Annotated in this window: 20 protein-coding genes and 1 pseudogene; 7 read left to right on the forward strand and 14 right to left on the reverse strand. The window is 71.9% G+C overall.

Features of this window, described 5'->3' with window-relative positions; genetic code table 11:
- Positions 1–44 precede the first annotated feature (44 nt).
- The 3 genes from AV521_RS13640 to AV521_RS13650 all read right to left on the reverse strand — a co-directional run bounded on the left by AV521_RS13640 (position 45) and on the right by AV521_RS13650 (position 6,968).
- On the reverse strand, positions 45–2,702 hold the full coding sequence (locus AV521_RS13640; RefSeq protein WP_079249244.1) for a protein kinase: 2,658 nt from the start codon (positions 2,700–2,702) through the stop codon (positions 45–47).
- Positions 2,703–2,865: 163 nt separating this feature from the next.
- Positions 2,866–5,025: a serine/threonine-protein kinase gene (locus tag AV521_RS13645; RefSeq protein WP_179023059.1), complete on the reverse strand. Its 2,160-nt coding sequence runs from the start codon at positions 5,023–5,025 to the stop codon at positions 2,866–2,868.
- A gap of 236 nt (positions 5,026–5,261) precedes the next feature.
- The gene (locus AV521_RS13650) at positions 5,262–6,968 is read right to left on the reverse strand and encodes a glycerol-3-phosphate dehydrogenase/oxidase (protein ID WP_076087951.1); all 1,707 of its coding nucleotides are present in this window, start codon (positions 6,966–6,968) and stop codon (positions 5,262–5,264) included.
- A 281-nt stretch (positions 6,969–7,249) separates the two neighbouring features.
- On the opposite strand from AV521_RS13650, the gene AV521_RS13655 reads away from it, so the two are divergent.
- Together AV521_RS13655 and AV521_RS13660 are read left to right on the forward strand one after the other, a co-directional pair.
- Positions 7,250–8,458, forward strand: a complete 1,209-nt coding sequence (locus AV521_RS13655; protein WP_076087953.1) for a nucleotide sugar dehydrogenase — start codon at positions 7,250–7,252, stop codon at positions 8,456–8,458.
- A gap of 138 nt (positions 8,459–8,596) precedes the next feature.
- Positions 8,597–9,178, forward strand: a complete 582-nt coding sequence (locus tag AV521_RS13660) for a hypothetical protein (RefSeq protein WP_076087955.1) — start codon at positions 8,597–8,599, stop codon at positions 9,176–9,178.
- 115 nt (positions 9,179–9,293) lie between these two features.
- Here the strand turns inward: AV521_RS13660 and AV521_RS50725 are convergent.
- The 5 genes and pseudogenes from AV521_RS50725 to AV521_RS13680 all read right to left on the reverse strand — a co-directional run.
- Positions 9,294–9,689: IMP dehydrogenase (locus AV521_RS50725; RefSeq protein ID WP_256725540.1), on the reverse strand; the 396-nt coding region annotated here is incomplete at its 5' end.
- Between the two features lie 4 nt (positions 9,690–9,693).
- Positions 9,694–10,447 (reverse strand): annotated as a pseudogene (locus tag AV521_RS13665) (GuaB3 family IMP dehydrogenase-related protein); the annotation flags it as partial.
- Between the two features lie 147 nt (positions 10,448–10,594).
- Positions 10,595–12,103 carry an IMP dehydrogenase gene (guaB, locus tag AV521_RS13670; RefSeq protein ID WP_076087957.1) on the reverse strand — a complete coding sequence of 503 codons (1,509 nt, stop codon included), beginning with the start codon at positions 12,101–12,103 and terminating at the stop codon, positions 10,595–10,597.
- Positions 12,104–12,267: 164 nt separating this feature from the next.
- Positions 12,268–12,855, reverse strand: coding sequence for a sigma-70 family RNA polymerase sigma factor (locus AV521_RS13675; protein ID WP_023547329.1), 588 nt, complete (start codon positions 12,853–12,855; stop codon positions 12,268–12,270).
- Positions 12,856–13,898: 1,043 nt separating this feature from the next.
- Positions 13,899–14,510, reverse strand: a complete 612-nt coding sequence (locus tag AV521_RS13680) for a response regulator transcription factor (protein WP_003948568.1) — start codon at positions 14,508–14,510, stop codon at positions 13,899–13,901.
- A 380-nt stretch (positions 14,511–14,890) separates the two neighbouring features.
- Here AV521_RS13680 and AV521_RS13685 point away from each other — a divergent pair, with 380 nt between their 5' ends.
- Complete coding sequence (locus tag AV521_RS13685) at positions 14,891–15,220, forward strand: WhiB family transcriptional regulator (RefSeq protein WP_076087959.1); 330 nt, start codon at positions 14,891–14,893, stop codon at positions 15,218–15,220.
- A 170-nt stretch (positions 15,221–15,390) separates the two neighbouring features.
- Here AV521_RS13685 and AV521_RS13690 read toward each other — a convergent pair whose 3' ends face one another.
- Entirely contained in the window at positions 15,391–16,290 is a 900-nt protein-coding gene (locus AV521_RS13690) for a LysR family transcriptional regulator (protein ID WP_076087961.1), read from the reverse strand.
- A gap of 80 nt (positions 16,291–16,370) precedes the next feature.
- On the opposite strand from AV521_RS13690, the gene AV521_RS13695 reads away from it, so the two are divergent.
- From AV521_RS13695 to AV521_RS13705, 3 genes are all read left to right on the forward strand, one after another.
- The gene (locus AV521_RS13695; RefSeq protein WP_076088065.1) at positions 16,371–17,039 is read left to right on the forward strand and encodes an MOSC domain-containing protein; all 669 of its coding nucleotides are present in this window, start codon (positions 16,371–16,373) and stop codon (positions 17,037–17,039) included.
- Positions 17,040–17,125: 86 nt separating this feature from the next.
- Positions 17,126–17,899 carry an SDR family oxidoreductase gene (locus tag AV521_RS13700; protein ID WP_076087963.1) on the forward strand — a complete coding sequence of 258 codons (774 nt, stop codon included), beginning with the start codon at positions 17,126–17,128 and terminating at the stop codon, positions 17,897–17,899.
- A 75-nt stretch (positions 17,900–17,974) separates the two neighbouring features.
- Complete coding sequence (locus tag AV521_RS13705) at positions 17,975–18,682, forward strand: ester cyclase (RefSeq protein ID WP_076087965.1); 708 nt, start codon at positions 17,975–17,977, stop codon at positions 18,680–18,682.
- A gap of 67 nt (positions 18,683–18,749) precedes the next feature.
- Here AV521_RS13705 and groL read toward each other — a convergent pair whose 3' ends face one another.
- The 4 genes from groL to AV521_RS13725 form a co-directional block, all read right to left on the reverse strand.
- The gene (gene groL, locus AV521_RS13710; RefSeq protein WP_076087967.1) at positions 18,750–20,375 is read right to left on the reverse strand and encodes a chaperonin GroEL; all 1,626 of its coding nucleotides are present in this window, start codon (positions 20,373–20,375) and stop codon (positions 18,750–18,752) included.
- A gap of 123 nt (positions 20,376–20,498) precedes the next feature.
- Positions 20,499–20,807 carry a co-chaperone GroES gene (gene groES / locus AV521_RS13715; RefSeq protein ID WP_020132158.1) on the reverse strand — a complete coding sequence of 103 codons (309 nt, stop codon included), beginning with the start codon at positions 20,805–20,807 and terminating at the stop codon, positions 20,499–20,501.
- A gap of 250 nt (positions 20,808–21,057) precedes the next feature.
- Positions 21,058–21,861 carry a polysaccharide deacetylase family protein gene (locus AV521_RS13720; RefSeq protein WP_076088067.1) on the reverse strand — a complete coding sequence of 268 codons (804 nt, stop codon included), beginning with the start codon at positions 21,859–21,861 and terminating at the stop codon, positions 21,058–21,060.
- A gap of 65 nt (positions 21,862–21,926) precedes the next feature.
- Positions 21,927–22,871 (reverse strand): polysaccharide deacetylase family protein, encoded by a 945-nt coding sequence (locus AV521_RS13725; protein WP_076087968.1) that lies wholly within the window; start codon positions 22,869–22,871, stop codon positions 21,927–21,929.
- Positions 22,872–22,962: 91 nt separating this feature from the next.
- Here AV521_RS13725 and AV521_RS13730 point away from each other — a divergent pair, with 91 nt between their 5' ends.
- The gene (locus tag AV521_RS13730) at positions 22,963–24,123 is read left to right on the forward strand and encodes a class I SAM-dependent methyltransferase (RefSeq protein ID WP_076087970.1); all 1,161 of its coding nucleotides are present in this window, start codon (positions 22,963–22,965) and stop codon (positions 24,121–24,123) included.
- Here the strand turns inward: AV521_RS13730 and AV521_RS13735 are convergent.
- Positions 24,120–25,415: an RNA polymerase sigma factor gene (locus AV521_RS13735; RefSeq protein WP_079249239.1), complete on the reverse strand. Its 1,296-nt coding sequence runs from the start codon at positions 25,413–25,415 to the stop codon at positions 24,120–24,122. The two genes, AV521_RS13730 and AV521_RS13735, sit on opposite strands and share 4 nt — an antisense overlap.
- Between the last annotated feature and the right edge of the window lie 45 nt (positions 25,416–25,460).

Consider the following 25,460-nt stretch of genomic DNA (forward strand, 5'->3'; position numbering starts at 1 on the left):
CCACCGGAAACCGGCCAGGACCGGCCCACCGGTATACAGGGCGCTCAACCCGTGTAGCGGTACGTCGCCGTGGCCTGCTCGTAGAACCGGGTCACCTCGTCCCGCTGCGCCTCCGGGCCGCGGACCTGGATGATGTGGTAACGGCCGTTCAGCAGGATCGCCATGTTCCGCACGAACAGGTCCTGTCCCTGTCCGTCGGTCCAGGTGAACTGCCCCTCGGCCATGGTCCGTCCGCCCACCGCGATGGTTCTCAGACCGGTGGCCGTGGCCCAGCTGGAGCTGCGGTACGGCTGGAGTTCGCTCTCCCTGTCCCGTTGGTAGACCATCGGGTCACTGCCGTACGTCGCGGCGCCGTCCCGTCCGGGTACGACGATCAGCTCGAAGTCCCCGTGCGCGTAGACCACCTGGCCGCTGCCGTTCTTCGGGGTGCGGTCCCAGCCCTTGGCCACGGCGATCTGGAAGCCTTCCGGGTCCTTGCGCAGGGTGAAGCCGTCGGCGACGGACGGGTCGCCGTCGGTCTGGGTGTCGGTGGCGGGAGCACTGCTCTGGGGCGCGCTCTGCCCGGTGGAGGGCTCCGGGCCGCGCGAGGGCGCGGTACTCGCCTCGCCCGCGCTGCCGGTCCGCTCGCTGCCCGCGGCCCCGCTCTCCCCCTGCTTCGGCATGAACAGCATCGCGTACGCGACCGCACCGGCCAGCAGGAGCAGGATCAGCAGGAGCAGGGTCCGGCCGAGGCTGCGCGGCGACGGGCCCGCCTCCTCCCGGGCCCGCTTGTGCCGGCCGTGCGGATGGGTCTCGGGCAGCCCGGCGCGCCGGCGGCGCAGCCGCACCAGCTCGCCGCGGCGGCGGACGATCGGCAGCCGGCGCGGATCGGCGGACGGCACGGGTACGACATGGGTGCCGGCGTCGGGCTCGGGTGCGGAGCGCACCAGCGAGCGCAGCCAGCCGTTCAGCTCCTCGAAGTCCAGGCGCTCGGTGGGGTCCTGGCGCAGCAGTGACTCCACGACCGGGCGCAGCGGTCCGCACTCCTCGGCGAAGGCGGGCGGCTCGGCGCAGACCAGCTGCACCAGCTCGGCCGTCGACTCCTCCGGGTACGGCGCATGCCCCTGTACGGACCGGAACAGCAGCGCGCCGAGCGCCCACAGGTCGGTCGCGGGCCCGATCGGCGCCGCCAGCTGCCAGTTCTCGTGCACGGGCCCGGCCTGCTCCGGCGCCCACCGCTCGGTGACCGGCCCCACGACGGTCATCCGCACCTGCCGCGCCCGCTCGGCCGCCAGCGCCGTCCCGGGGCCACGCCGGGACGCGGCGGGCTCTCCGGCTCCGTCCCAGCGGGCGGTGTCGTTGCCCGTTTTGTGGGCGGTGCCGGGGTGCGGGGCGGGTGTCCGGCCGCCCAGGGGCGACGGGTGTCCGGGAGGGGAGTCCGCCGGGGGCAGTCCGGGGCGCTGCGTGGCACCGTCCAGGGCCGGGGAGGTGCCGGAACCGGTGCGGGGTGCGGCGCCGTGCCACGGGGTGCCCTGCACACCGTAGGGGTCGGCTGTCCGCCCGGGTGGTGTCGTGGTGCCGGGTCCGCCCGGGTACGACGACTGCCGCGCACCGTCGGCCCGGCCGGCGCCGGTGCCGTTCTCGGCGGGCGGTGGGCCACCGGGCAGCGCGGGGTGCCCGTTCTCCCGGGACTCCTGCACCCGGGCGGCGGCACGCGCACCCGCGCGGTACGCGGCGATGGCCCCGGCGCGTGCGGCCCGGATGTCCGCGCCGGTCTCCAGGGGCCGTTGCCCCGCCGCACCGGGCATCCCGGTTCCGCCGGGCACCCCGGTCCCGCCGGGCACCGCGTTCGCTCCCGGCGCCGACAGGCCGCCGGCCGCCCTCGCCTGGATCGCGGCGCGGCGGGCGGCCTCGGGATCGACGTCCGCGGACGGCACCGCGACCGCTCCGGCGGCCCCGGCCGACCGGCCCACGGAACCGCGGGAATCACCCCGGTCCCCGGCGAAGGGAGCCACTCCCGGGCCGCCACCCGGCCCGGCATTCTCCGTCCCCGCTCCGCCCACGGCCCCGGCCGCGCCCGGAGTTCCCTCCTGCGTGCCGCCCTCGTCCGGCACCGGGTCGTACCCGCACAGTGCCTCCTCCGCGGCGCCGACCGCGAGGCCGGTCAGCATCACCCGGCCGTCGTCGCAGACCAGCACCGTACGGGCGGTGATGTTGCGGTGCACCCAGCCATGGGCGTGCAGCACCCGGAGCGCCATGAGCACGTCGGCGGCGACCTCGGCCGCCCGGTACGGCGACAGCGGCTGCTTCGCGAGCAGCGCGGCCAGCGGGCGTGCGGCCACAGACTCGCTCACTATCCACAGCGACCCGCCCTCGGCGAACACGTCGAAGACCTGGTCGAGCCGTGGATGGTCGGGGATGCGGGCCGCCGCCTGCACGGCCTCGACGGCGCGCCGCACGGCCGGGTCGGCGGGCCGCCGGGTGGCGGTCCGGGCGTCCGGCGTCCGCCGGGTCCCGCGCTCACGCGCGGTGAACCCCTCGGGCAGTCCCTCCGCGTCGAGCACCTCCGCCTCGACGACCTCCGGCAACGGCACCTGCCGGACGAGTACTTCCTGGCCGCTGTAGGTGTCGAAGGCGCGGGTCTCGGTGAGTTCGTACTCGTCGGAGGGCGGCAACGGCAGGCGGTAGCGGTCGGCCAGCACCCGACCCGCGTAGTCGTCCACGTTGCCTCCCCCGGCCACCCGGTCGGTCACATCCGTTCGCCTCGCGACCCGTTTCGCACACGCATCCGGCTGCGTACGGTCCGCAACCATTCACGATACGTGCCGGAGGCAACCCGCATCGCGTGGATGACGGATTCTCACGACCCAAACCGGCGGCCGGAGCCTACGCCCTGGGCTCGAAGGACTGCGTCAACGTCTTCCAGGTGTCCGCACGCAGCGCGCTGTCCCAGTCCGCCGCCTTCGCCGTGTACATCAGTCCGTAACCCTGGTGGCCGTTGACGACGAAACCCCGGTCGATGCTGCGGTACCCGGTGCCGGCGTCCACGTAGGTGAACTCCCAGTCGGCCGTGTTCCAGCCGCGGTAGTCCACCTTCTCGATGCGGATCTTCCGGTACTGAGGACGCACCATGGAGCGCTCCTGGTTCTTCCAGTCCGCCACCGGGTCGTCCTTGGGGCTGTCGGTCCAGCCGATGAGCAGCTTCTGCCCGTCGGGACCGGTGTAGCGGTCGCCCGCGTCGTCGCTGGACTTGAACGACCATCCCCTGGGCAACCCGATCGAGTACCCCTGGCCGCCCTTGCGGGTCGACACCACCGGCGCGCTCCCGCCGCCCTTCGCACCGGACGAGCCGGAGCCACCGGTGGGGGCGCTCGCGTCGACGGCGGAACCGGTACCGGCACCGGCCGACGACGGGCTCGACCCGTCCGTCCCCGGCCCGCTGCCCGTGGCCTTGTCGCCCTTGTCCCGCTTGGTGGACGCGCTCGCGCTCGCCGCCGCCTTGGCCCCGCTGCTCTTGCCGTCCTTGGCATCGTTGCCGTTCAGGGCGATGGCCAGGACCGTGCCGAGCACCGCGAGGGCGACCACCACGGCGATGATCACCAGCGTGCGCCTGGGTACGACGTCGGTCAGCGGCGCCCTGGGCACCGGCCGCGGCGGCAGGTCCAGGTCCGGCGGCGGCACCACGGGCCAGCCCGAACTCGGCTTGTTCGTGCTGGAGTTCGGCGTACCGGCAACGCCGGCGCCACCCGAAGCAGACCCCGCCTGTCTCGCGGCGGATCCGGCACCCGTCCCAGGCGCGGACCCGGGCCGCGCCCCACCGGAAGAGGCGCCGGGGGTGGCCGGACGCGCCCCGCCAGGAGCGGCCGAACGGACGCCGCCGGGAGTAGCCGGGCGGGCTCCGCCGCGACTGGCAGCCTGCGCCGCGCCGGTGCCGGTGCGGCCCGTGCCCGCCGCCCCACCCGCGCCCGGTGCGCCCGGTGCTGCCGGTGCGCTCGGTCCGGTCGGCGCGGCCGTGTCCCCGCCGTTCTTCGTCCGCGCCGACGCCGCGGTGGCCGCCTTGCGGACCGAACGCAGCGCGCCGCGCAGCTTCTCCCCGGCCTCCTCGCCCCGGCTGCCCTCGGACGACCCCGGCGGCACCGGCAGCGGCACCACCCGTGTGGCGTCCATCGGCTCCGGCTCGGGCGCGCGGATCACCGCCTGGAACATGGCCCGGGCCCCGGCGTCGTCGAGCCGCTCGGCGGGGTCCTTGGTGAGCAGGCCGTGGATGACGTCCCTGAGCGGGCCCGCGTTCTTGGGCTCCTCCAGGGGCTCGGTCATCACCGCGGTGAGCGTGGCGATCGCCGACCCCTTGTCGTACGGCGGCACGCCCTCGACCGCCGCGTACAGCAGGCCGCCGAGCGACCACAGGTCGGCCGCCGGGCCCGGCTTGTGACCGCGGGCGCGCTCGGGCGAGATGTAGGAGGGGGCGCCGACGAGCATGCCGGTGGAGGTGATGGACGGGTCACCCTCGACCTGTGCGATACCGAAGTCGGTGAGCACGACCCGGCCGTCCTCGGCGATCAGCACGTTGGACGGCTTCACGTCCCGGTGCAGGATGCCCTCGCGGTGCGCGGAGCGCAGCACGTCGAGGACGGCGAGGCCCACCTCGGCGGCGCGCTTCGGCTCCAGCAGACCGTCCTCGCGGATGACCTCGGCGAGGGACTTGCCCTCCACCAACTCCATGACGATCCACGGCCGGTCGTCCTCGTCGACCACGTCGAAGACCGTCACCGCGCTGTTGTTGCGGATCCGGGCGATGGCCTTGGCCTCGCGCAGGGTGCGCGTGATCAGGCGCCGCTTCTCCTCCTCGTCGATGTTCGACGGGAACCGCAGCTCCTTGACGGCGACCGTCCGGCCCAGCGTCTCGTCCTCGGCGCGCCAGACCGTGCCCATACCGCCCCGGCCCAGCACGTCTCCCAGCCGGTACCGCCCGGCGAGGAGACGACGCTCGCTCTTGTCCTGACGAGTCCCCTGACGAGAGGTACCCGCCCGCTCCGCCTCCGACATGCGTCCCCTCATACAACCCGCCCTGACAGAGCCTCCATTGTCTCTCACTCGACAAGTGCGCAACGCCCAGGGGCCCCCTGGGCGCGGCCCGCCCTCCGCGCACCGGAAGCCCCGATGAACCTGCTGTTCCGGTTATCGGGACGATGGACACCAAAAGGACCGAAGCCCCCCACGGAGCGGCACCCTTGACTCCGCTTCAGGACGGGGAATCGGCCGTTTCGGGCCGGTACCGACGGCTACAGCGGCACGATGTCCGGTGCCCCCAGCCGTGCCGCGTCCGCCGTCTGGTCGTCGGGCTGGAGCTGGGACTCCCGCTCGGCCTCCACCCGCTTCTCGTAGTGCTCGACCTCGCGCTCGATCTGGTCCTTGTCCCAGCCGAGGACCGGCGCCATCAGCCCGGCCACCTCACGGGCGCTGCGCGTGCCCCGGTCGAAGGTCTCGATGGAGATACGGGTACGACGGGTGAGGACGTCGTCCAGATGCCGGGCGCCCTCGTGCGAGGCGGCGTACACCACCTCGGCGCGCAGATAGTCGTCGGCGCCCGGCAGCGGGTCGCCCAGGGCGGGGTCGGCGGTGATGAGGTCGAGGACCTCCTCGGCCATGGAGCCGTAGCGGTTCAGCAGATGCTCGACGCGGGCCGCGTGCAGTCCGGTGCGGGCGGCGACCCGGGCGCGCGCGTTCCACAGCGCCTGGTACCCCTCCGCGCCGAGCAGCGGGGTCTCCTCGGTCACACAGTCGGCGACCCGCATGTCCAGGCCGTGCACCGCCTCGTCGACCGCGTCCTTCGCCATCACCCGGTACGTGGTGTACTTGCCGCCCGCCACGACCACGAGTCCCGGCACCGGATGGGCGACCGTGTGCTCGCGGGAGAGCTTGCTGGTGGCGTCGGACTCCCCGGCGAGCAGCGGGCGCAGACCGGCGTACACGCCCTGCACGTCGTCACGGCCGAGCGGCACCGCGAGCACCGAGTTGACGTGCTCCAGCAGATAGTCGATGTCGGCGCTGGACGCGGCCGGATGGGCCTTGTCCAGGTCCCAGTCCGTGTCGGTGGTGCCGACGATCCAGTGCCGCCCCCAGGGGATGACGAACAGAACCGACTTCTCGGTACGCAGGATCAGGCCGGTCGTGGAGTGGATGCGGTCCTTGGGCACGACCAGGTGGATGCCCTTGGAGGCGCGGACGTGGAACTGGCCGCGCTCCCCCACCAGGGCCTGCGTGTCGTCGGTCCACACGCCGGTCGCGTTCACCACCTGCTTGGCGCGGATCTCGTACTCCCCGCCGCCCTCCACGTCCTGCACCCGGGCGCCGACCACCCGCTCGCCCTCGCGCAGGAACCCGGTCACCCGCGCGCGGTTGGCCACCTTCGCGCCGTACGACGCGGCCGTGCGCACCAGGGTGGCCACGAAGCGGGCGTCGTCCATCTGGGCGTCGTAGTACTGCAAGGCACCGACCAGGGCGTCCTTCTTCAGACAGGGTGCGACACGCAGGGCATGACGGTGTGTCAGATGGCGGTGCAGGGGCAGCCCACGGCCGTGCCCGCGCGCCATGGACATCGCGTCGTACAAGGCCACACCCGACCCCGCGTACAGCCGCTCCCAGCCCTTGTGCTGCAGCGGATAGAGGAACGGCACGGGCTTGACCAGGTGCGGGGCGAGCCGCTCCAGCAGCAGCCCGCGCTCCTTCAGCGCTTCCCGTACGAGGGCGAAGTCGAGCATCTCCAGATAGCGCAGACCGCCGTGGATCAGTTTGCTGGACCGGCTGGAGGTGCCGGACGCCCAGTCGCGGGCCTCGACCAGCCCTGTGGACAGTCCACGCGTGACGGCGTCCAGCGCGGTACCGGCACCGACGACCCCGCCGCCGATCACCAGCACGTCCAGCTCCCGCTCCGCCATCGCCGCCAGTGCCTCGGCGCGCTGCGCCGGCCCCAGAGTCGCTGTCCTCACCGCTGCCTCCCGCTGTCCCAGACCCGCTCGCGTCGGCCGCACCCGGTGGGCGAAGCCCGGTTCATCCCCTCCTCATGCCCAAATTCTGACCGGGTTGCCCGACTTCAGCCACCACGGGCTCCCACGCTGTGGACAACTCATGCACAACCCTTGGAAGACACACGAACACAATCACACATAACTGTCATATGTGTACCTAGTCTGGCAGAGCACTCGCTCAACCCTGTCGACAGCGGTTGCGCACCTGTCCCGCTTCGGCTACTGGGAAGGACGGCCCACGCATGCCCGCAGACCTCGCCGTCATCGGACTCGGCTCCTACGGCTTGCCGCTGGCCCAGGCCGCCGTCGCCGCAGGCATCTCCACGCTCGGCTTCACCACGGGGCCCGAGGCGGGCTCCCTCAGTCCGGCCGAATTGCGCCGGATGCATCTGGCCGGCTTCCGGCCCGGTACCGACCCGGCCCAGCTCGGCCGGGTGCGCACCGCCGTGATCTGCCCGTCGACCGCGAGCGACACCGACGGCGGACTCGACCTCGGGCAGGTGGAGGCGGCCGCCCGCGCGCTCGCCGAACGGCTGCGCCCGCACACCACGGTCATCCTGGAGTCGCCGGTGCTGCCCGGCACGACGGAGGAGTTCCTGCGGCCCCTGCTGGAGGAGGGCTCGGGGCTGCGCGCCGGCCGGGACTTCCATCTCGCCTACTCGCCCAGCCGGGTCGACCCCGGCAACCGCGACCACACCCCCGCCGGCACCCCCAAGGTGATCGGCGGCCTCACCCCCGCGTGCACCGAGTCGGCCGCCGCCTTCTACGGTCGGCTCACCGACAAGGTGGTACGCGCGCGTGGACTGCGCGAGGCGGAGACCGTGCAGCTGCTGGAGACCAACTTCCGGCACGTCAACATCGCGCTCGTCAACGAGATGGCGGTCCTCTGCCATGAGCTGGGTGTCGACCTGTGGGACGTCATCCGGTGCGCGGAGACCAAGCCGTTCGGCTTCCAGGCGTTCCGGCCGGGGCCGGGCGTCGGCGGGCACGGCGTCCCGCAGGACCTGACCGGCCACGCCACCCGCACCCTGCGGATGGTGGAACTCGCCCAGCAGGTCAACCACCGCATGCCGCGCTACGTCGTGCAGCGCGCCGCCACCCTCCTCAACGAGCACGGCAAGTCGGCCCGCTGCGCGCGCGTACTGCTGCTCGGCGTCACCTACAAGCCCGACGTCGCCGACCAGCAGGGCACACCCGCCCAGGAGATCGCGATCCGGCTGATGGAACTGGGCGCCTCCGTGAGCTACCACGACCCGCTCGTGGCCTCCTGGAACGTCCTGGACCGCCCGGTCCCGCGCGCGGACGCGCTCTACGATGCCGCCGCCGACGCGGATCTGACGATCCTGCTGCAGAACCACCGGACGTACGACCTGCAGGCCCTGTCGGTGAAGGCCCAGCTGCTGCTGGACACACGGGGGGCCACACCTGCGGGCGCGGCGCACCGGCTCTGAGCCTGATCACGAACGGAAAACAGCCGGGAGCGTTGTCGTCCCCGGCTGTTAATCTCCCCCGGACTCGCCGCACACGCGTGTGCGGGGGTTTTCCGTTTCCGTCATTCAGCCGTGCTCCACCTCGGGGGGATTTCTGTCATGAGCCAGTCAGCTCCATCGCCACAGTCGCCGCAATCGCCGCAGCCGCCGCAGTTCGGCCCGGCCGGCGGCAACCCGTACGCCCAGCAGGCCCCGGCCGGCGCGCCCTACCCGCCGCAGCCGGGCGGGTACGCCGCCCAGCCGGGTGCCTTCGCGCCGCCGGCGCCGCCCGCGCCGGGCCGGAACAACGTCGTCCTCGGTGTGGTCGCCGCGGTCGTCGCCGCCCTGGCCGCCGCCGCGCTGTACGGCGTCGTCATCGGCGCCACCAAGCACGAGATCGGCTACGCGGCCGTCGGTGTCGGCTTCGTCGTCGGTATCGCGGCGGGCAAGGCGGGCGGCCGCAACCCGGCCCTCCCCGTCGTGAGCGTCATCCTCGCGCTCGGCTCGGTGTACCTCGGCCAGCTGGTCGGCGAGGCCATGATCGGCGCCGACGCGGTGCACCGGGGCTTCAACGAGGTGTTCTTCCAGCACTTCGACCTGGTCCAGCAGGCGTGGAAGGACGACGCCGATCCGATGACCTTCCTCTTCTTCGCCATCGCCGCGTTCGCCGCGTTCTCCGGCGCCAAGAAGGCCGCCGCGTAGGGCGCGTAAGGGCGCTCAAGGCACGTCCGCACCAAGGTACGTCCAACAGCCGGAAGGGCCCGGCCACCCTTGAAGGTGGCCGGGCCCTTCGCGTCGTACTGCTCCCGTGGGCGGGTCAGCGGCGGTGCTGGCTGTCCGCGACCGTCACCTCGACCCGCTGGAACTCCTTCAGCTCGCTGTAGCCGGTGGTGGCCATCGCGCGGCGCAGGGCGCCGAAGAAGTTCATCGAGCCGTCGGGGGTGTGGGAGGGGCCGGTGAGGATCTCCTCGATGGTGCCGACCGTGCCGAGGTCGACCTTCTTGCCGCGGGGCAGCTCCTCGTTGACCGCCTCCATGCCCCAGTGGTGGCCCTTGCCGGGCCCGTCCGTGGCGCGGGCCAGCGGGGAGCCCATCATCACCGCGTCGGCGCCGCAGGCGATCGCCTTGGGCAGGTCGCCGGACCAGCCGACACCGCCGTCCGCGATCACGTGCACGTACCGGCCGCCGGACTCGTCCATGTAGTCACGGCGGGCNNNNACTCGTCCATGTAGTCACGGCGGGCCGCCGCCACGTCCGCGACCGCCGTCGCCATCGGGACCTGGATGCCCAGCACGTTGCGCGTGGTGTGCGCCGCGCCGCCGCCGAAGCCCACGAGCACACCCGCGGCACCCGTGCGCATCAGGTGCAGGGCCGCCGTGTACGTGGCGCAGCCGCCGACGATCACCGGGACGTCCAGCTCGTAGATGAACTGCTTCAGGTTCAGCGGTTCGTGCGAGGACGAGACGTGCTCCGCCGAGACCGTCGTACCGCGGATGACGAAGATGTCCACGCCCGCGTCCACGACCGCCTTCGAGAACTGGGCGGTGCGCTGCGGGGAGAGCGCGGCCGCCGTGACCACACCGGCGTCGCGCACCTCCTTGATGCGGGCGCCGATCAGCTCCTCCTTGATGGGCGCCGCGTACACCTCCTGGAGGCGGCGGGTCGCCTGCTCGGCGGGCAGCTCGGCGATCTCGTCCAGCAGCGGCTGCGGGTCCTCGTACCTCGTCCAGAGGCCTTCGAGGTTCAGCACGCCGAGGCCGCCCAGCTCACCGATGCGGATCGCGGTGGCCGGCGAGACGACCGAGTCCATGGGGGCGGCCAGGAACGGCAGCTCGAAGCGGTAGGCGTCGATCTGCCAGGCGATCGAGACCTCCTTCGGGTCCCGCGTACGGCGGCTGGGGACGACGGCGATGTCGTCGAAGGCGTACGCCCGGCGGCCGCGCTTGCCGCGCCCGATCTCGATCTCAGTCACGTCTTGGCCTTTCCCTGATGCGTTTCAGCGTCTCCCAGTATCGCCGACGGCTACGACAAGGGCGGCCCCGGATACTCCGGAGCCGCCCTCGATCACGCCTCGAACGGCTTCACGCGCGCGTGGATGCGCCGTTGCCGTCCCTGAGAACTACCTCTTGCTGCTGTAGTTCGGCGCCTCGACCGTCATCTGGATGTCGTGCGGGTGGCTCTCCTTCAGGCCCGCCGAGGTGATCCGCACGAACCGGCCGTTCGTCTGAAGCTCCGGAACGGTGCTGCCGCCGACGTAGAACATCGACTGGCGCAGACCGCCGACCAGCTGGTGGACGACGGAGGCCAGCGGGCCGCGGTAGGGCACCTGGCCCTCGATGCCCTCGGGGATCAGCTGCTCGTCGGAGGCGACGCCCTCCTGGAAGTAGCGGTCCTTGGAGAAGGACTTGCGGTCGCCGCGGGTCTGCATCGCGCCGAGCGAACCCATGCCGCGGTACGACTTGAACTGCTTGCCGTTGATGAACAGCAGCTCGCCCGGGGACTCCTCGCAGCCCGCGAGCAGCGAGCCGAGCATCACCGTGTCGGCGCCCGCGACCAGGGCCTTGGCGATGTCGCCGGAGTACTGCAGACCGCCGTCACCGATGACCGGGACACCGACCTCCTTGGCGGCGAGCGCGGCCTCGTAGATCGCGGTGACCTGCGGGACACCGACGCCGGCGACCACGCGGGTCGTACAGATGGAGCCCGGTCCGACACCGACCTTGATGCCGTCGGCGCCCGCGTCGACCAGGGCCTGGGCGCCGTCGCGCGTGGCGACGTTGCCACCGATGACATCGACACCGGAGTGGTTCGACTTGATCTTGGCGATCATGTCGCCGACCAGGCGGGAGTGCCCGTGCGCGGTGTCCACGACGATGAAGTCGACGCCGGCCTCGATGAGGGCCTGGGCGCGCTCGAAGGAGTCACCGGCCACGCCGACCGCCGCGCCGACCAGCAGCCGGCCGTCGGCGTCCTTCGCCGCGTTCGGGTACTGCTCCGCCTTGACGAAGTCCTTGACGGTGATCAGGCCCTTGAGGACGCCCTTGTCGTCGACGAGCGGGAGCTTCTCGATCTTGTGCTTGCGCAGCAGCTCCATGGCCTCCGGGCCGGAGATGCCGACCTTGCCGGTGACCAGCGGCATCGGGGTCATGACCTCGTGCACACGGCGGCTGCGGTCGCTCTCGAAGGCCATGTCACGGTTGGTGACGATGCCGAGGAGCTTCTTGTCTCCGTCGGTCACCGGGACGCCGCTGATGCGGAACCTGGCGCACAGCGCGTCGGCCTCGGCGAGCGTGGCCTCCGGGTGGATGGTGATGGGGTCGGTGACCATGCCGGACTCGGAGCGCTTCACCAGGTCGACCTGGTTGGCCTGGTCCTCGATGGAGAGGTTGCGGTGCAGCACGCCGACGCCGCCCTGGCGGGCCATCGCGATCGCCATGCGGGACTCGGTCACCTTGTCCATGGCGGCGGACAGCAGCGGGATGTTGACCCGCACGTTCTTGGAGACGTACGAGGCGGTGTCGATCTCGTCGGGTGCCATGTCCGACGGGCCCGGCAGCAGCAGCACGTCGTCGTAGGTCAGCCCGAGTGTCGCGAATTTACCGGGCACTCCGTCGACGTTGGCAGTCATGACACCTTCCCCAAATGGCCTTGATCGGTGCGGATGTCCATGCTAACGGGAAGCACCGCTAGCAAATTCCACGGTAGGGGGTCAGTTCAGGCTTCGTATGTTCGTACGGGAACGGAAGCATGCCTGTTCAACAAAGGGAGCTTCAGAGGCTCCGCTCAAGGGGGTTACTGCTCGGCGAGTGCCCTCAGGCGGCTCAGCGCTCGGTGCTGGGCGACCCGGACCGCGCCGGGTGACATTCCCAACATCTGCCCGGTCTCCTCCGCGGTCAAGCCCACGGCGATGCGCAGCAGGAGCAGTTCACGCTGGTTCTCGGGGAGGTTGGCGAGCAGCTTCTTGGCCCACGCGGCGTCGCTGCTGAGCAGGGCGCGCTCCTCGGGGCCGAGCGAGTCGTCGGGCCGCTCCGGCATCTCGTCCGAGGGCACCGCCGTGGAGCCCGGGTGGCGCATGGCGGCGCGCTGCAGGTCGGCGACCTTGTGCGAGGCGATGGCGAAGACGAACGCCTCGAAGGGGCGGCCGGTGTCGCGGTAGCGGGGCAGCGCGAGCAGGACCGCCACACAGACCTCCTGGGCGAGGTCCTCCACGAAGTGGCGCGCGTCGCCGGGGAGCCGGGACAGCCGGGTGCGGCAGTAGCGCAGCGCCAGCGGGTGGACATGCGCGAGCAGATCGTGCGTGGCCTGCTCGTCCCCGTCGACGGCGCGATGCACGAGCGCACCGATCGCCCCGTGGGCCGTGCCCGCCTCGTCACCGCGCATCGGTCCATGGTGCCTTGCGGCCGTCCGGTCCGTCGCATCGTGCTCGTGGTTGTGCACCGAAGCGTTATGAGCAGGCGCGCCGGCACTCATCCCCTGCGCCCTCCCCTTCACCTCGACCGACTTGTCCCCGAGAGACTCCACATCTCAAGGATGCGGCATCCGCGCCGAAACGAGCATCGCGCGTCCGGCGGGCCGCCTTGCCCGACGCCCGCCGAAGCGTCCGACGCAGTCGTACGCCGGGGGCGCGAACAGCCCTCCCGCGGGCGCCCCGGCACTCGTCGCGCGGCGCCGACCACGGGTGTTCATCATGTGGATCTCCGTGCCCGCGTGCGACCGCGCACCCGGCCGACGGCCATCCGTGGGGCACCCCGAGTGTGACCGGGTCCACCCCTCGAAGGCCCCTCACGGCCGCGTCCACGGGCAACCGGAACACCCGTCAAGGCATTTCACCGGCACCCACCTCCGCGGCGGACGAGGACGCTCCCGCGGCACGCGCGCGTGCGGCGCCCGGTCGGGCGGACCGGGACGCGGCGGTACGGCGTCCCGGCCGAGGACCGTCCGCGGCCGCTCTCGCGCACGCCGCCGGACACGCCGGCATGCTCCCGGAGCCGAGGGACGCGCGCGGTCAGCCCGCGTACGGCCGGGACGCGCCGACGCACCCCGGAGCCGCAGGACACCTCCGCCCGCGCCACAGTGCACTTCGACCCCGCGCACGGCCAGGGCACGTCGACACGCCGCCATGGCGCGTCGGCACCCCTGGAGCCGAGGGGTGTGCTCGTGCAGCCCGTGCCCGTACCCGGCCGAGCCCGGGCCCGCCGGCTCCGGGAAGAGCCGGGCGCCGTGGCGTGGGCGGGTGAGCCGGTCGTGGTGGGGGTCGACGGACGGCCCGGACACCCCGTGGGGTGTGCCGGGTCTGCTTCCGTGAGCGGTACGGGCGCCGACGCGGCGCCCGGCTGCTGCCTGGTCAGGCGGACGCGCGTCCCGCTCCGGGCGCGGTGCCCGGTGGCGGCCGGTCCCGCCTGCCCCGCAGGGCTGGACACCGCCTACCGGACCAGTCCCCAGCGGAAGCCGAGCGCCACGGCGTGGGCCCGGTCCGAGGCGCCGAGCTTCTTGAACAGACGACGCGCGTGCGTCTTGACGGTGTCCTCGGAGAGGAACAGCTCGCGGCCGATCTCGGCGTTGGAGCGGCCGTGACTCATGCCCTCCAGGACCTGGATCTCGCGCGCGGTGAGCGTGGGCGCGGCGCCCATCTCGGCCGAGCGGAGCCGGCGCGGGGCCAGCCGCCAGGTCGGGTCGGCGAGGGCCTGCGTCACCGTGGCACGCAGTTCGGCGCGCGAGGCGTCCTTGTGCAGATAGCCCCGGGCGCCGGCGGCGACCGCCAGGGCCACACCGTCGAGGTCCTCGGCGACGGTGAGCATGATGATGCGTGCGCCGGGGTCGGCGGACAGCAGTCGGCGCACGGTCTCCACGCCGCCCAGGCCGGGCATGCGCACATCCATCAGGATGAGATCGGAGCGGTCGGCGCCCCAGCGGCGGAGGACTTCCTCGCCGTTGGCCGCCGTCGTCACGCGCTCGACGCCGGGCACGGTCGCCACCGCGCGGCGGAGCGCTTCTCGGGCAAGCGGGGAGTCGTCGCAGACGAGGACGGATGTCATGACCGCCCTCCGCAGCTGATGCGCGTCACCTTGAGCCTCCAGGCTGGTACGGAATCGTCACCTGTGCGGTCGACCGTCTCGGACGCCTGCCCGAGCGCTTGTGTTTTCAACCGCCTCCGCACTCTCAACGACGGTCACTCGAAAGAGTTACGGGGCTACATGCCGTCTTCGGCACTCTACGTGAGGGTCTCGACACGGTGCAGACATGGCCGACAGACCCTCAACTTTTCATCACAACTATGCCCCATTTGGCCGCTTTTCTTCCCGTTTCTTGGTGTCCGAGGCTAGATTCGCAATGAGTCATATTTTCATCTCCTTAGACCGGAGATGTACGGTCGATGGCACCGTATCCGCTCAGAACGGCTACAAGGGGTCACGTAATGGCAGATTTCTCCCGCCTTCCCGGACCGAACGCGGACCTGTGGGACTGGCAGCTCCTGGCTGCCTGCCGCGGTGTGGACAGCTCGCTCTTCTTCCACCCGGAGGGCGAGCGCGGGGCGGCTCGGAGCGCTCGCGAGAACTCGGCCAAGGAGGTCTGCATGAGGTGCCCTGTCCGCGCGCAGTGCGCGGCGCACGCGCTGGCGGTGCGCGAACCGTACGGCGTATGGGGCGGCCTGACCGAGGACGAGCGCGAGGAGTTGATGGGGCGTGCGCGCAACCGCCTGGTGACGGCTTCGGCCACCGGCGCGGACATCGCCCCGAACCACTGAAGGAACGTTTCTGCAACCTCCGGTACGCCGGATGCGCTCCTTCCCGCCACCAGGGCACGCCGCATCACCACGCGCGTGCCCTCGTCTCTGCCGCCACCCCTCGCCGGGCGCACTCCCCCTTCAGGGCGTGTTGCCTTCAGGGCATGCTGCCCGTCGTACCAGGCGTACCTCTAGGCGCGGCCGGCCGCGCGGGCCAGTTGTTCCAGCGTCGCCGCCACGGCCGGGACCTGTGCCAGGTCGGGCAGGGTGAGGGCGACGATCTCACGGCGCACCGCCGGTTCCAGCCGGACCGTGTGCACGCCCCTGGGCCGTACCGACTCCACCGCCAGCTGCGGCAGGACGGCGACTCCGAGGCCCGCGCCGACCAGGCCGACCACCGCCGGGTAGTCGTCCGTGGCGAAGTCGATGCGCGGGGTGAAACCGGCCCCCTCGCACACCTCGACCAGCTGGCCGCGACAGCGCGGGCAGCCCGCGATCCAGGGCTCCTGGGCCAGCTCGCCGATGGCGACGGTCTCCGCACGGCCGAGGCGGTGCCGCTCGGGCACCAGGGCGACCAGACGGTCGGTCAGCAGAGGCCGTACGACCAGGTCGTCCCAGTCCTCGGCGACCGCCGCCCCCTCGTAGCGGAAGGCGAGGGCCAGGTCGCAGTCGCCTTCACGGAGCAGTTCCACGGACTTCGGGGGCTCGGCCTCCTCCAGGGAGACGCGGGTGCCGGGGTGGGCGGCTCGCAGGGCGGCCAGGGCAGTGGGGACCAGGGTGGAGCTGCCGCTGGGGAAGGAGACCAGCCGGACCCGGCCGGCGCGCAGGCCCGCGATCGCGGCGACCTCCTCCTCGGCCGCGGTGAGCCCGGCGAGGATGCCGGAGGCGTGCCTGACCAGGGCTTCCCCGGCCTGGGTCAGCCGCATCTCGCGGCCGTTGCGGACCAGCAGCGGGGTGCCGACCGAACTCTCCAGGGCCTTCATCTGCTGGCTCACGGCGGGCTGGGTGCAGCCCAGTTCACGTCCCGCCGCCGAGAAGGAACCGGTGGCGGCGACGGCGCGCAGGACGCGGAGATGACGGGCCTCGATCACCCTTCAAGCATAAGGCCAACTTGGAGATGGTGCGTGATATTCGCTCGACGCTTTGAGGTGGGGTGTCGTACCGTGCGGACATGAAGCTTCTCTCGGTCAATCTGGGCCGACCGCAGCCGGTGGCGTACACGGACCAGCCGGACGGAGTGACGGGCATCGACAAGCGGCCGGCCGACGGGCCGGTGCGGGTGACGGCGCCGGGTCCCAAGGGCGTGGGCGCGAGCGGGCTGGCCGGGGACGCCGTTTGCGACCTGCGGCATCACGGCGGGGACGACCAGGCGGTGTACGCCTTCGCGCGCGAGGACCTGGACGACTGGGAGCGCGAGACCGGCAGATCGCTGGCCAACGGTTCCTTCGGGGAGAATCTGACGACGGACGGCCTGGACCTGTCCGGGGCGCTGATCGGCGAGCGCTGGCGGATCGGCGCCGACGTGGTGCTGGAAGTGACCTCGGGCCGGATCCCGTGCCGCACGTTCCAGGGCCATTTGGGCGAGCGCGGCTGGGTCAAGAGATTCACGCAGAAGGGCGCAACGGGCGCCTACCTCCGGGTGATCGAACCGGGCGAGCTGCGGGCGGGTGACCCGATCGAGATCGTGCACCGGCCGGATCACGGGGTGACGGTCGCGATGCAGTTCCGCGCGGTCACCACCGAACGGGAGCTGCTGCCGCGCCTGCTCGCGGCGGGCGAGGCACTGCACGCGGAGACGCTGGCGGCGGCACGCAAGTACGCGGCCCGGCAGGAGGGCTGAAAGGCCGTCGGCCGAGCGGCCGCCCGGGCCCTCGGACGGCGGACGCGCCAGGCAGGGCCTGGGCTCCGGGTCACTACCCTTGGGCCATGACAACGGCTCTGATTACGGGATCGACCGCGGGGATCGGTGCCGCGTTCGCGCGGCGGCTGGCGGCTGACGGGCACGACCTGGTCCTGGTGGCCCGGGACACCAAGCGGCTGCGCGAACAGGCGACCGAACTGCACGACCGGCACGGCATCGAGGTGGAGGTGCTGTCCGCCGATCTGTCCGAGGACAAGGGCATCGAGACGGTGGCCGACCGCCTCGGCGACCGGAAGAACCCGGTCGACCTGCTGGTCAACAACGCCGGCTTCGGTAACAAGGGCCGCTATCTTGAGGTGCCCATGGCCGACGAGCTGAGGATGCTCAAGGTGCACTGCGAAGCGGTGCTCCGGCTGACCTCGGCGGCGGCCGAGGCGATGCGCGAGCGCGGCCGGGGCGGGGTCGTCAACGTCGCCTCCGTGGCCGCCTTCGTGCCGCGGGGCACCTACGGCGCCTCCAAGGCGTGGGTCGTGCAGTTCACCCAGGGCGCGGCCAAGGACCTGGCCGGCAGCGGGGTCCGGCTGATGGCGCTGTGCCCCGGCTTCGTGCGCACCGAGTTCCACCAGCGGGCCGGGATGGGCACGGACAACATCCCGGGCTGGATGTGGCTCGACGCCGACAAGCTGGTCGCGGCGGCCCTGGCCGACCTGGCGCGCGGCAAGACGCTGTCGATCCCCGACCCTCGCTACAAGGCGCTGATGGGCCTGGTGAAGGTCACCCCGCGCGGGCTGATGGGCGGGATCTCCTCCCGTACCGGGCGCAAGTACGGGCCGCAGTAGCGGACGGGTGGCGCTGCCGCCCCGGTGCGAAAATGAGGGTGGACAACCGGGCCAGGGGGGCCGGGAGGCGGCGTCATGACCTTCGTACAGCTCATCGAGTGCAGGACGAGCCGGCTGGACGAGATGAACCGGCTCATGGACGACTGGGTCGCGCAGACCAAGGGGAAGCGGACGGCGACGCACGCGCTGGTCGGCAAGGACCGCTCGGACGCGTCGCACATCGTCGAGGTGGTGGAGTTCCCGTCCTACGAAGAGGCGATGCGGAACTCGGGCTTCCCGGAGACCGACAAGATCTTCCAGGGGATGGCCGCCCTGTGCGACGAGACGCCGACGTTCACCGATCTGGACGTCGTACGGGACGAGCGGCTGGCCGAGGACACCGTACGGCGGTTCTTCGCGGCGCTTGAGACCCCGGGTGAACTGCCGCCGCTCAACGACCTGTTGGACGAGGACATCCACAGCCACGATCCGGTGAACCCGCAGGACACCATCGGGCTGGACAACGCCCTGATCGAGTACGGCATGTGGCGCGGTGCCTTCGACTTCGTCTTCACCGTCGAGGATGTGCTCGCACTGGGTGACCGGGCCTGTGCGCGCTGGACGTGGAACGCCACGCACAAGGGCGACTTCCTGGGCATCCCGGCCACCGGACGGCAGGTCGACATGACCGGGATGACACTGTTCCGGTTCCGCGGCGACGGCAAGATCGCCGAGACCTGGTGGCAGCACGACCAGCTCGGGCTGATGCAACAGCTGGGCGCGCTGGACGAGTTGGAGCACTAGTGCCCCAACAGGGCGAAGGCCCGGCACCCCGCAAGGGGAACCGGGCCTTCGCTCAGGAGCGCTCGGCTCAGTGGGCGTGGCCGTGGCCGTGGCCCGCGGCGGCCGGCTCTTCCTCTTCCTTCTTCTCGACGACCAGGGTCTCGGTCGTGAGCAGCAGGGAGGCGATGGAGGCGGCGTTCTCCAGGGCGGAGCGGGTCACCTTGACCGGGTCGATGACGCCGGCCTTGACCAGGTCGCCGTACTCGCCGGTGGCGGCGTTGTAGCCCTGCCCCTTCTCCAGGTCCTTGACCTTGGAGACGATGACGTAGCCCTCCTGGCCGGCGTTCTCGCCGATCCAGCGCAGCGGCTCGACGACCGCGTTGCGGACCACGGAGACACCGGTGGCCTCGTCGCCGGTCTTGTCGAGGTTGCCCTCAAGGACCTTGGAGGCGTGGACCAGCGCGGAGCCACCACCGGAGACGATGCCCTCCTCGACCGCGGCGCGGGTCGCGGAGATGGCGTCCTCCAGACGGTGCTTCTTCTCCTTCAGCTCCACCTCGGTGGCGGCGCCGACCTTGATCACGCACACGCCGCCGGCCAGCTTCGCGAGGCGCTCCTGGAGCTTCTCGCGGTCCCAGTCGGAGTCGGTGTTCTCGATCTCGGCCTTGATCTGGGCGACACGGCCGTGCACGTCGTCGGACTTGCCGGCGCCGTCGACGATGGTCGTGTCGTCCTTGGTGACCGTCACGCGGCGGGCGGAGCCCAGCACGTCCAGACCGGCCTGGTCGAGCTTGAGGCCGACCTCCTCGGAGATGACCGTGGCACCGGTGAGGACCGCCATGTCCTGCAGCATCGCCTTGCGGCGGTCGCCGAAGCCGGGGGCCTTCACCGCGACGGCGTTGAAGGTGCCGCGGATCTTGTTGACGACCAGGGTCGACAGGGCCTCGCCCTCGACGTCCTCGGCGATGATCAGCAGCGGCTTGGAGGCGCCGGCCTGGATGACCTTCTCCAGCAGCGGCAGCATGTCCTGGATGGAGCTGATCTTGCCCTGGTTGATGAGGATGTACGGGTCGTCGAGGACGGCCTCCATGCGCTCCTGGTCCGTCACGAAGTACGGCGACAGGTAGCCCTTGTCGAAGGCCATGCCCTCGGTGAAGTCCAGCTCCAGACCGAAGGCGTTGGACTCCTCGACGGTGATGACACCGTCCTTGCCGACCTTGTCCATCGCCTCGGCGATCAGCTCGCCGACCTGCTGGTCCTGGGCGGACAGAGCGGCGACGGCGGCGATGTCGGACTTCTCGTCGATCGGACGGGCCGTGGCGAGCAGCTCGTCGGAGACGGCCTTGACCGCGGCGTCGATGCCCTTCTTCAGGGCGGCCGGGGAGGCACCGGCGGCGACGTTCTTCAGGCCCTCACGGACCAGCGCCTGGGCGAGCACGGTGGCGGTGGTGGTGCCGTCACCCGCGATGTCGTTGGTCTTGGTCGCCACCTCCTTCACCAGCTGGGCGCCGAGGTTCTCGTACGGGTCCTCGATCTCGACCTCGCGGGCGATCGTGACACCGTCGTTGGTGATGGTGGGGGCGCCGAACTTCTTGTCGATGACGACGTTGCGGCCCCGGGGGCCGATCGTCACCTTCACCGTGTCGGCCAGCTTGTTGACGCCGCGCTCGAGGGCGCGACGGGCGTCCTCGTCGAACTTCAGGATCTTCGCCATGACAGCGGGAGCCCTCTCGGAAAGCTAATGGGTGGAAAGACAACTGCGCCCCGGACGCCCGGCTTCGTTATCGGTCGCGGGGGCCAGGGGCGCAGCTCAAGAGCAAAGGAATGCTCGAGGTGACTACTTCTCGATGATCGCGAGCACGTCGCGAGCCGAGAGGACGAGGTACTCCTCGCCGTTGTACTTCACCTCGGTGCCGCCGTACTTGCTGTACAGGACGACGTCGCCGACCTTGACGTCGAGCGGAAGGCGCTCGCCGTTCTCGAAGCGGCCCGGACCCACGGCGAGGACGGCGCCCTCCTGGGGCTTCTCCTTCGCGGTGTCCGGGATGACCAGGCCAGAGGCGGTGGTCTGCTCGGCGTCGAGCGGCTGGACCACGATCCGGTCCTCGAGCGGCTTGATGGCAACCTTGGAGCTGGTGGTCGTCACGATCCGACCTCCCCCTTCGGAGATCTCACGGGGTTAACTGTCTGAGGTGGCGACCAGGTCGATCCGTCGTCGCGGGTGCCGGACCTGCCCGTCGCTTTTTTGGCACTCTCACTCGGGGAGTGCCAGAGCCGAGACTATGACCGCGATTAGCACTCGGTCAAGCGGAGTGCCAATGCCCGCGGCGCGTCGGCCGAAGATTGCCGGCGCGGGGTTGCTCGTGGCGGCACTGGTTGACGCCGACCAGCACCGATCAGTTCAGGTAGTCCTCAAGCCGGCCCACCGTCAGCCCCCGCTGCTGCACCCTCCGCAGCACCAGGGTCGTGCGCTCCCGCAAGGGCACTCCCGTCGTCTCGTCCGGGCCGACCAGGATGATGTCGCCGGGGCGCAGGTGGGGTTTGCCGCGGGTGTAGACGACGTCGGTCGGGGTCATCGCGGCGCGCCACAGGACGACCGTCGAGATGCCGCAGTCGGCCGCCGCACGCAGGGTGGTGGTGTCGTACGAGGCGTACGGCGGACGGAAGAGGCGGGCGCGTACGCCGAGACGGGATCTGAGCCTGCTCTGCTGGCCGCAGATCTCGGCGCGCTGTGCGGCGTACGGCAGTCCGGCCAGCGTGCGGTGGTCGAGGGTGTGGTTCTGGATGCCGGCGCCCAGCTGATGCAGGCGGGCGAAGTGGCCGTAGCCGGGGCCCATGGCGCTGTCGGTGAGGAACATGCTGACCGGCAGCCGGAGTTCGCGGACCATGTCGACGAACCGGGGGTCCTTCTCGGCGCCGTCGTCGTAGGTGAGGAAGACGACCCGGTCGCGGGTGGGGACGTGGTCGACGACGCGGGGCAGGGCGCGGCCGCCGGTCTGCGGGGCGAGGGCCAGGGCGCGGGCGGCGGGGCGCGGCGGGCGGGCGAGGGGCTCGGCCAGGCCCCAGCGGCGGTAGCTCTGGTCGGGGGTGGGGCCGTGCGGGTGTACGCCCTCGGCGGCCTTCTTGCCGAGGCGTTCGATGGGGTCGACGGACTGGGCGCAGCCGGCGAGGAGGAGGGCCGAGGCGAGGAGCGCGCCCAGGGACCGGTACGGGCGCCGCCCGCGGCCGGTCCTCGCGCGCTCCGTCCGCGGGCTCCTCCCCGGCCTCACAGGTAGTCCTCCAGGCGGGCCACGGCGTAGCCCTCACGCGTGATCTTGTTCAGGAAGCGGCGCATGTCGTCGACCATCGTGCCGTTCCATTCGGAGCGGCCGCGGAAGTGGGTGAGGACGATGTCGCCGCGGCGCATCTTCTGGTCGTCCTCGCGGTACTCCCAGTGGTCGACGAAGACCTCGTCGTTCCAGATCGGCGCGTACTTGATGCCGCAGGACTTGGCGGCACGCAGGGTGTCCTGGTTGTAGTTGCCGTAGGGCGGGCGGAAGACCGTCGGGCGCTTGCCGAACTGCTTCTCCATGATGTCCTGCATGTCGCAGATCTCGGTCTTCTGCCCCTCGTAGGACAGGCCCGGCAGGTAGGGGTGGTGCAGGGTGTGGTTGTCGAGGGTGTGGCCCTGGGACTGCATCTTGCGGAAGTACCCGTAGTCGTCCTCGATCAGGTAGTTGCTGAGGAAGGCGGTGTACGGGATCTTCAGGTCCTGCATCATCCGCAGGAACCTGGGGTCCTTCTCCGAGCCGTCGTCGATCGTGAGGAAGACGATCTTCTGCTTGGTGGGGATCGTGGTGAAGACCGGGGGCAGGTCCCAGTCCTCCTGGTGGGCCACCTCGAAGCCGGTCCGGGCGGTGATGTCCGGCTTCTTCACGGGCGGCGCCGGGGGCGTCAGCGGCACCCGGTCCAGCCCCCAGCGCCGGGCGGCGGCGACCAGCCGGGCTTGCTCGGCGGTCTGGCGGACCCGGGGGCTCGGCGGCTGCCCGGGGCCACCCCGGCCGGGCACGGGGCGGGTCCCGGAGGGGCCCGCGCAGCCGGAGAGGAGGGCGGCGGAGGCCAGCGCGACGGCTCCGCAGCCCCTTACCAGACGCCCGAGACGCGACCGCCTCCGACACCCGTTACGGCACGATCTTTTAGCGTTTTCATCGTTTTGTACGACCGCTCGCATGGTGCCGGATCCTCCCAGCCCGGGGCCCGGCCCCTGGGCCGACACCGCCGCCGGAAGGCGCACGATCCACCGACTGGCCCACAATGACCCGGTGAACGACCTCGCTCTGCTCCTCACCCCCGAAGGCCGTGCCCTCCTCGACGAGGTCCGCGACACCGCCCCGGCGGACGAACTCGCCGTCGCCACCCGGCTGCGCCGTGACCACCCCGCCGAGCTGGTGTCGGCCGCGCTCGGCCAGGCCCGGCTGCGGCAGCGGGCGGCGGCGAAGTTCACCGCCGCGGACGCGGGGCGGATGTTCTTCACGCCGAACGGGGTCGAGCAGTCGACCCGGACCAGCGTGGCGAGCTACCGCGCGGAGCGGTTCAAGGGCCTCGGTGTGACCTCCGTGGCCGACCTGTGCTGCGGGATCGGCGGGGACGCGATCGCGCTCGGCCGGGCCGGGATCCGGGTGCTCGCCGTGGACCGGGATCCGCTGACGGCGGCCGTGGCGCGGGCGAACGCCGAGGCGCTGGGGCTGGGCGAGCTGATCGAGGTGCGGGAGGCGGACGTCACGGAGGTGGACACGGGCGGGTACGACGCCGTGTTCGTCGACCCCGCCCGGCGCGGCGGACGCGGCAGGATCTTCGACCCGGAGGCCTGTTCCCCGCCGCTCTCCTGGGCGATCGAGGCCGCCCGCGGGGCACCGCACGCGGCGCTGAAGGTGGCGCCCGGCATTCCGCACGAGGCCGTGCCCGCCGACGCCGAGGCCGAGTGGATCTCGGACGGCGGGGACGTGAAGGAGGCGGTGCTGTGGTTCGGGACCGGGGCGGGCCCCGTACGCGCCACGCTGCTGCCCGGGCCGCGCACGCTCCTCGGCAAGCGGCTGCCCGATCCCACGGTCCGGCCCGTGGGGCGGTATCTGTACGAGCCCGACGGCGCCGTCATCCGCGCCCATCTGGTCGCCGAGGTGGCCGAGGAGGTCGGCGGCGGGCTGGTCGACGCGACCATCGCGTACGTCACCGCCGACGAGCTGCGGCCCACCCGGTATGCCTCGGCCTACGAGATCACCGACCAACTCCCCTTCAACGTCAAGAAGTTGAAAGCCCTGCTGCGGGAGCGCGAGGTCGGCACGCTGACCGTGAAGAAGCGTGGGTCGGCCGTCGAGCCGGAGGAACTGCGGAAGAAGGTCAAGCCGCAGGGGCCGAACGCGGCGACCGTGTTCCTCACCCGGGTCGCCGGGGCGCCGACGATGCTCGTGGGGCGGCCCGCCTAGGGCCTGTCCGGTGTCTCCGCCGCCCGGCGCAGCAGCAGTTCCCGCTCCTTCTCGTTGCGTGCCAGGCCGGCCGCTCGCTCGAACTCCGCCCGCGCCTCCGTCGTACGCCCGAGCCGGGCCAGCAGGTCGGCGCGGACGCTGGGCAGCAGGTGGTAGTCGCGCAGGGCTGGTTCGGCGGCCAGGGCGTCCACCAGTTCGAGGCCCTTGGCCGGGCCGTCGGCCATCGCCACGGCGACCGCGCGGTTCAGCTCGACCACCGGGGACGGGGCACGGGCGGCCAGCAGGCCGTACAGGGTGGCGATGGCGCGCCAGTCGGTCTCCTCGTAGGCGTGGGCGTGCGCGTGGCACGCGGCGATGGCCGCCTGGAGGGCGTACGGGCCCGGGGCGCCGGTCGCCGTGGCGCCGGCGCGGTCGAGGGCGCGGATGCCGCGGGCGATCAGCATGCGGTTCCAGCGGCGGCGGTTCTGGTCCTTGAGGAGGACGGGCGCGCCGTCGGGGCCGGTGCGGGCGGCCGTGCGGGACGCCTGGAACTCCAGCAGTGAGGTCAGACCGTGCACCTCCGGTTCCTTGGGCATCAGCGCGGACAGGACTCGGGCCAGGCGCAGCGCGTCCTCGCACAGGCCGGGGCGCAGCAGGTCGTCGCCGGTGGTCGCCGCGTACCCCTCGTTGAAGATCAGGTAGATGACGTCGAGGACGGAGCCGAGGCGGGCCTCGCGGTCGGGGCCGTAGGGCACCTCGAAGGCGACGTTCTGCTTCGCCAGGGTGCGTTTGGCGCGGACGACGCGCTGGGCGATCGTCGGCTCCGGGACGAGATACGCGCGGGCGATCTCGGCCGTGGTCAGACCGCCGAGCAGGCGCAGGGTGAGCGCGGTGCGGGCCTCGGCGGACAGCACCGGGTGGCAGGTGGTGAAGACGAGCCGGAGCAGGTCGTCGTCGATGTCGTCCGGGTCGGCGGGCGCGTCGTACGAGGGCGGGGCCGTCTCCAGGTCCCGGCCGATCTCGGCGAGCTTGCGGGCGTAGGTCTCGCGGCGCCGGATCAGGTCGACGGCTCGGTGCCGGGCGGTGGCCATGAGCCAGGCGCCGGGATTGTCGGGCACGCCGTCGCGGGGCCACCGCTCCAGGGCGGCGACCAGCGCGTCCTGGGCCAGTTCCTCGGCGATGCCGAGGTCCCGGACGATCCGGGCGACACCGGCGACGACCCGGGGCGACTCCAGGCGGAAGACGGTCTCGATGGCGTGCGCCGCGGCAGAGCCGGGGATGCCGGGCCGCGCTGGGGTGGGCTGTGGTTCCACAGCCCACCATGCAACACCCCCGGCGGCCACGGGGCCAGCGCGCAC

Origin of the sequence: Streptomyces sp. IMTB 2501 (assembly GCF_001953885.1) — a bacterium.
Lineage (GTDB): Bacteria > Actinomycetota > Actinomycetes > Streptomycetales > Streptomycetaceae > Streptomyces.

Bases quoted from the DNA above. Each gene is read 5' to 3' on its own strand.
- AV521_RS13645 (WP_179023059.1), bottom strand. From the start codon at position 5,025: ATGTCGGAGGCGGAGCGGGCGGGTACCTCTCGTCAGGGGACTCGTCAG.
- AV521_RS13655 (WP_076087953.1), top strand. From the start codon at position 7,250: ATGCCCGCAGACCTCGCCGTCATCGGACTCGGCTCCTACGGCTTGCCG.
- AV521_RS13660 (WP_076087955.1), top strand. From the start codon at position 8,597: ATGAGCCAGTCAGCTCCATCGCCACAGTCGCCGCAATCGCCGCAGCCG.
- guaB (WP_076087957.1), bottom strand. From the start codon at position 12,103: ATGACTGCCAACGTCGACGGAGTGCCCGGTAAATTCGCGACACTCGGG.
- AV521_RS13675 (WP_023547329.1), bottom strand. From the start codon at position 12,855: ATGCGCGGTGACGAGGCGGGCACGGCCCACGGGGCGATCGGTGCGCTC.
- AV521_RS13680 (WP_003948568.1), bottom strand. From the start codon at position 14,510: ATGACATCCGTCCTCGTCTGCGACGACTCCCCGCTTGCCCGAGAAGCG.
- AV521_RS13685 (WP_076087959.1), top strand. From the start codon at position 14,891: ATGGCAGATTTCTCCCGCCTTCCCGGACCGAACGCGGACCTGTGGGAC.
- AV521_RS13695 (WP_076088065.1), top strand. From the start codon at position 16,371: ATGAAGCTTCTCTCGGTCAATCTGGGCCGACCGCAGCCGGTGGCGTAC.
- AV521_RS13700 (WP_076087963.1), top strand. From the start codon at position 17,126: ATGACAACGGCTCTGATTACGGGATCGACCGCGGGGATCGGTGCCGCG.
- AV521_RS13705 (WP_076087965.1), top strand. From the start codon at position 17,975: ATGACCTTCGTACAGCTCATCGAGTGCAGGACGAGCCGGCTGGACGAG.
- groL (WP_076087967.1), bottom strand. From the start codon at position 20,375: ATGGCGAAGATCCTGAAGTTCGACGAGGACGCCCGTCGCGCCCTCGAG.
- AV521_RS13725 (WP_076087968.1), bottom strand. From the start codon at position 22,871: ATGCGAGCGGTCGTACAAAACGATGAAAACGCTAAAAGATCGTGCCGT.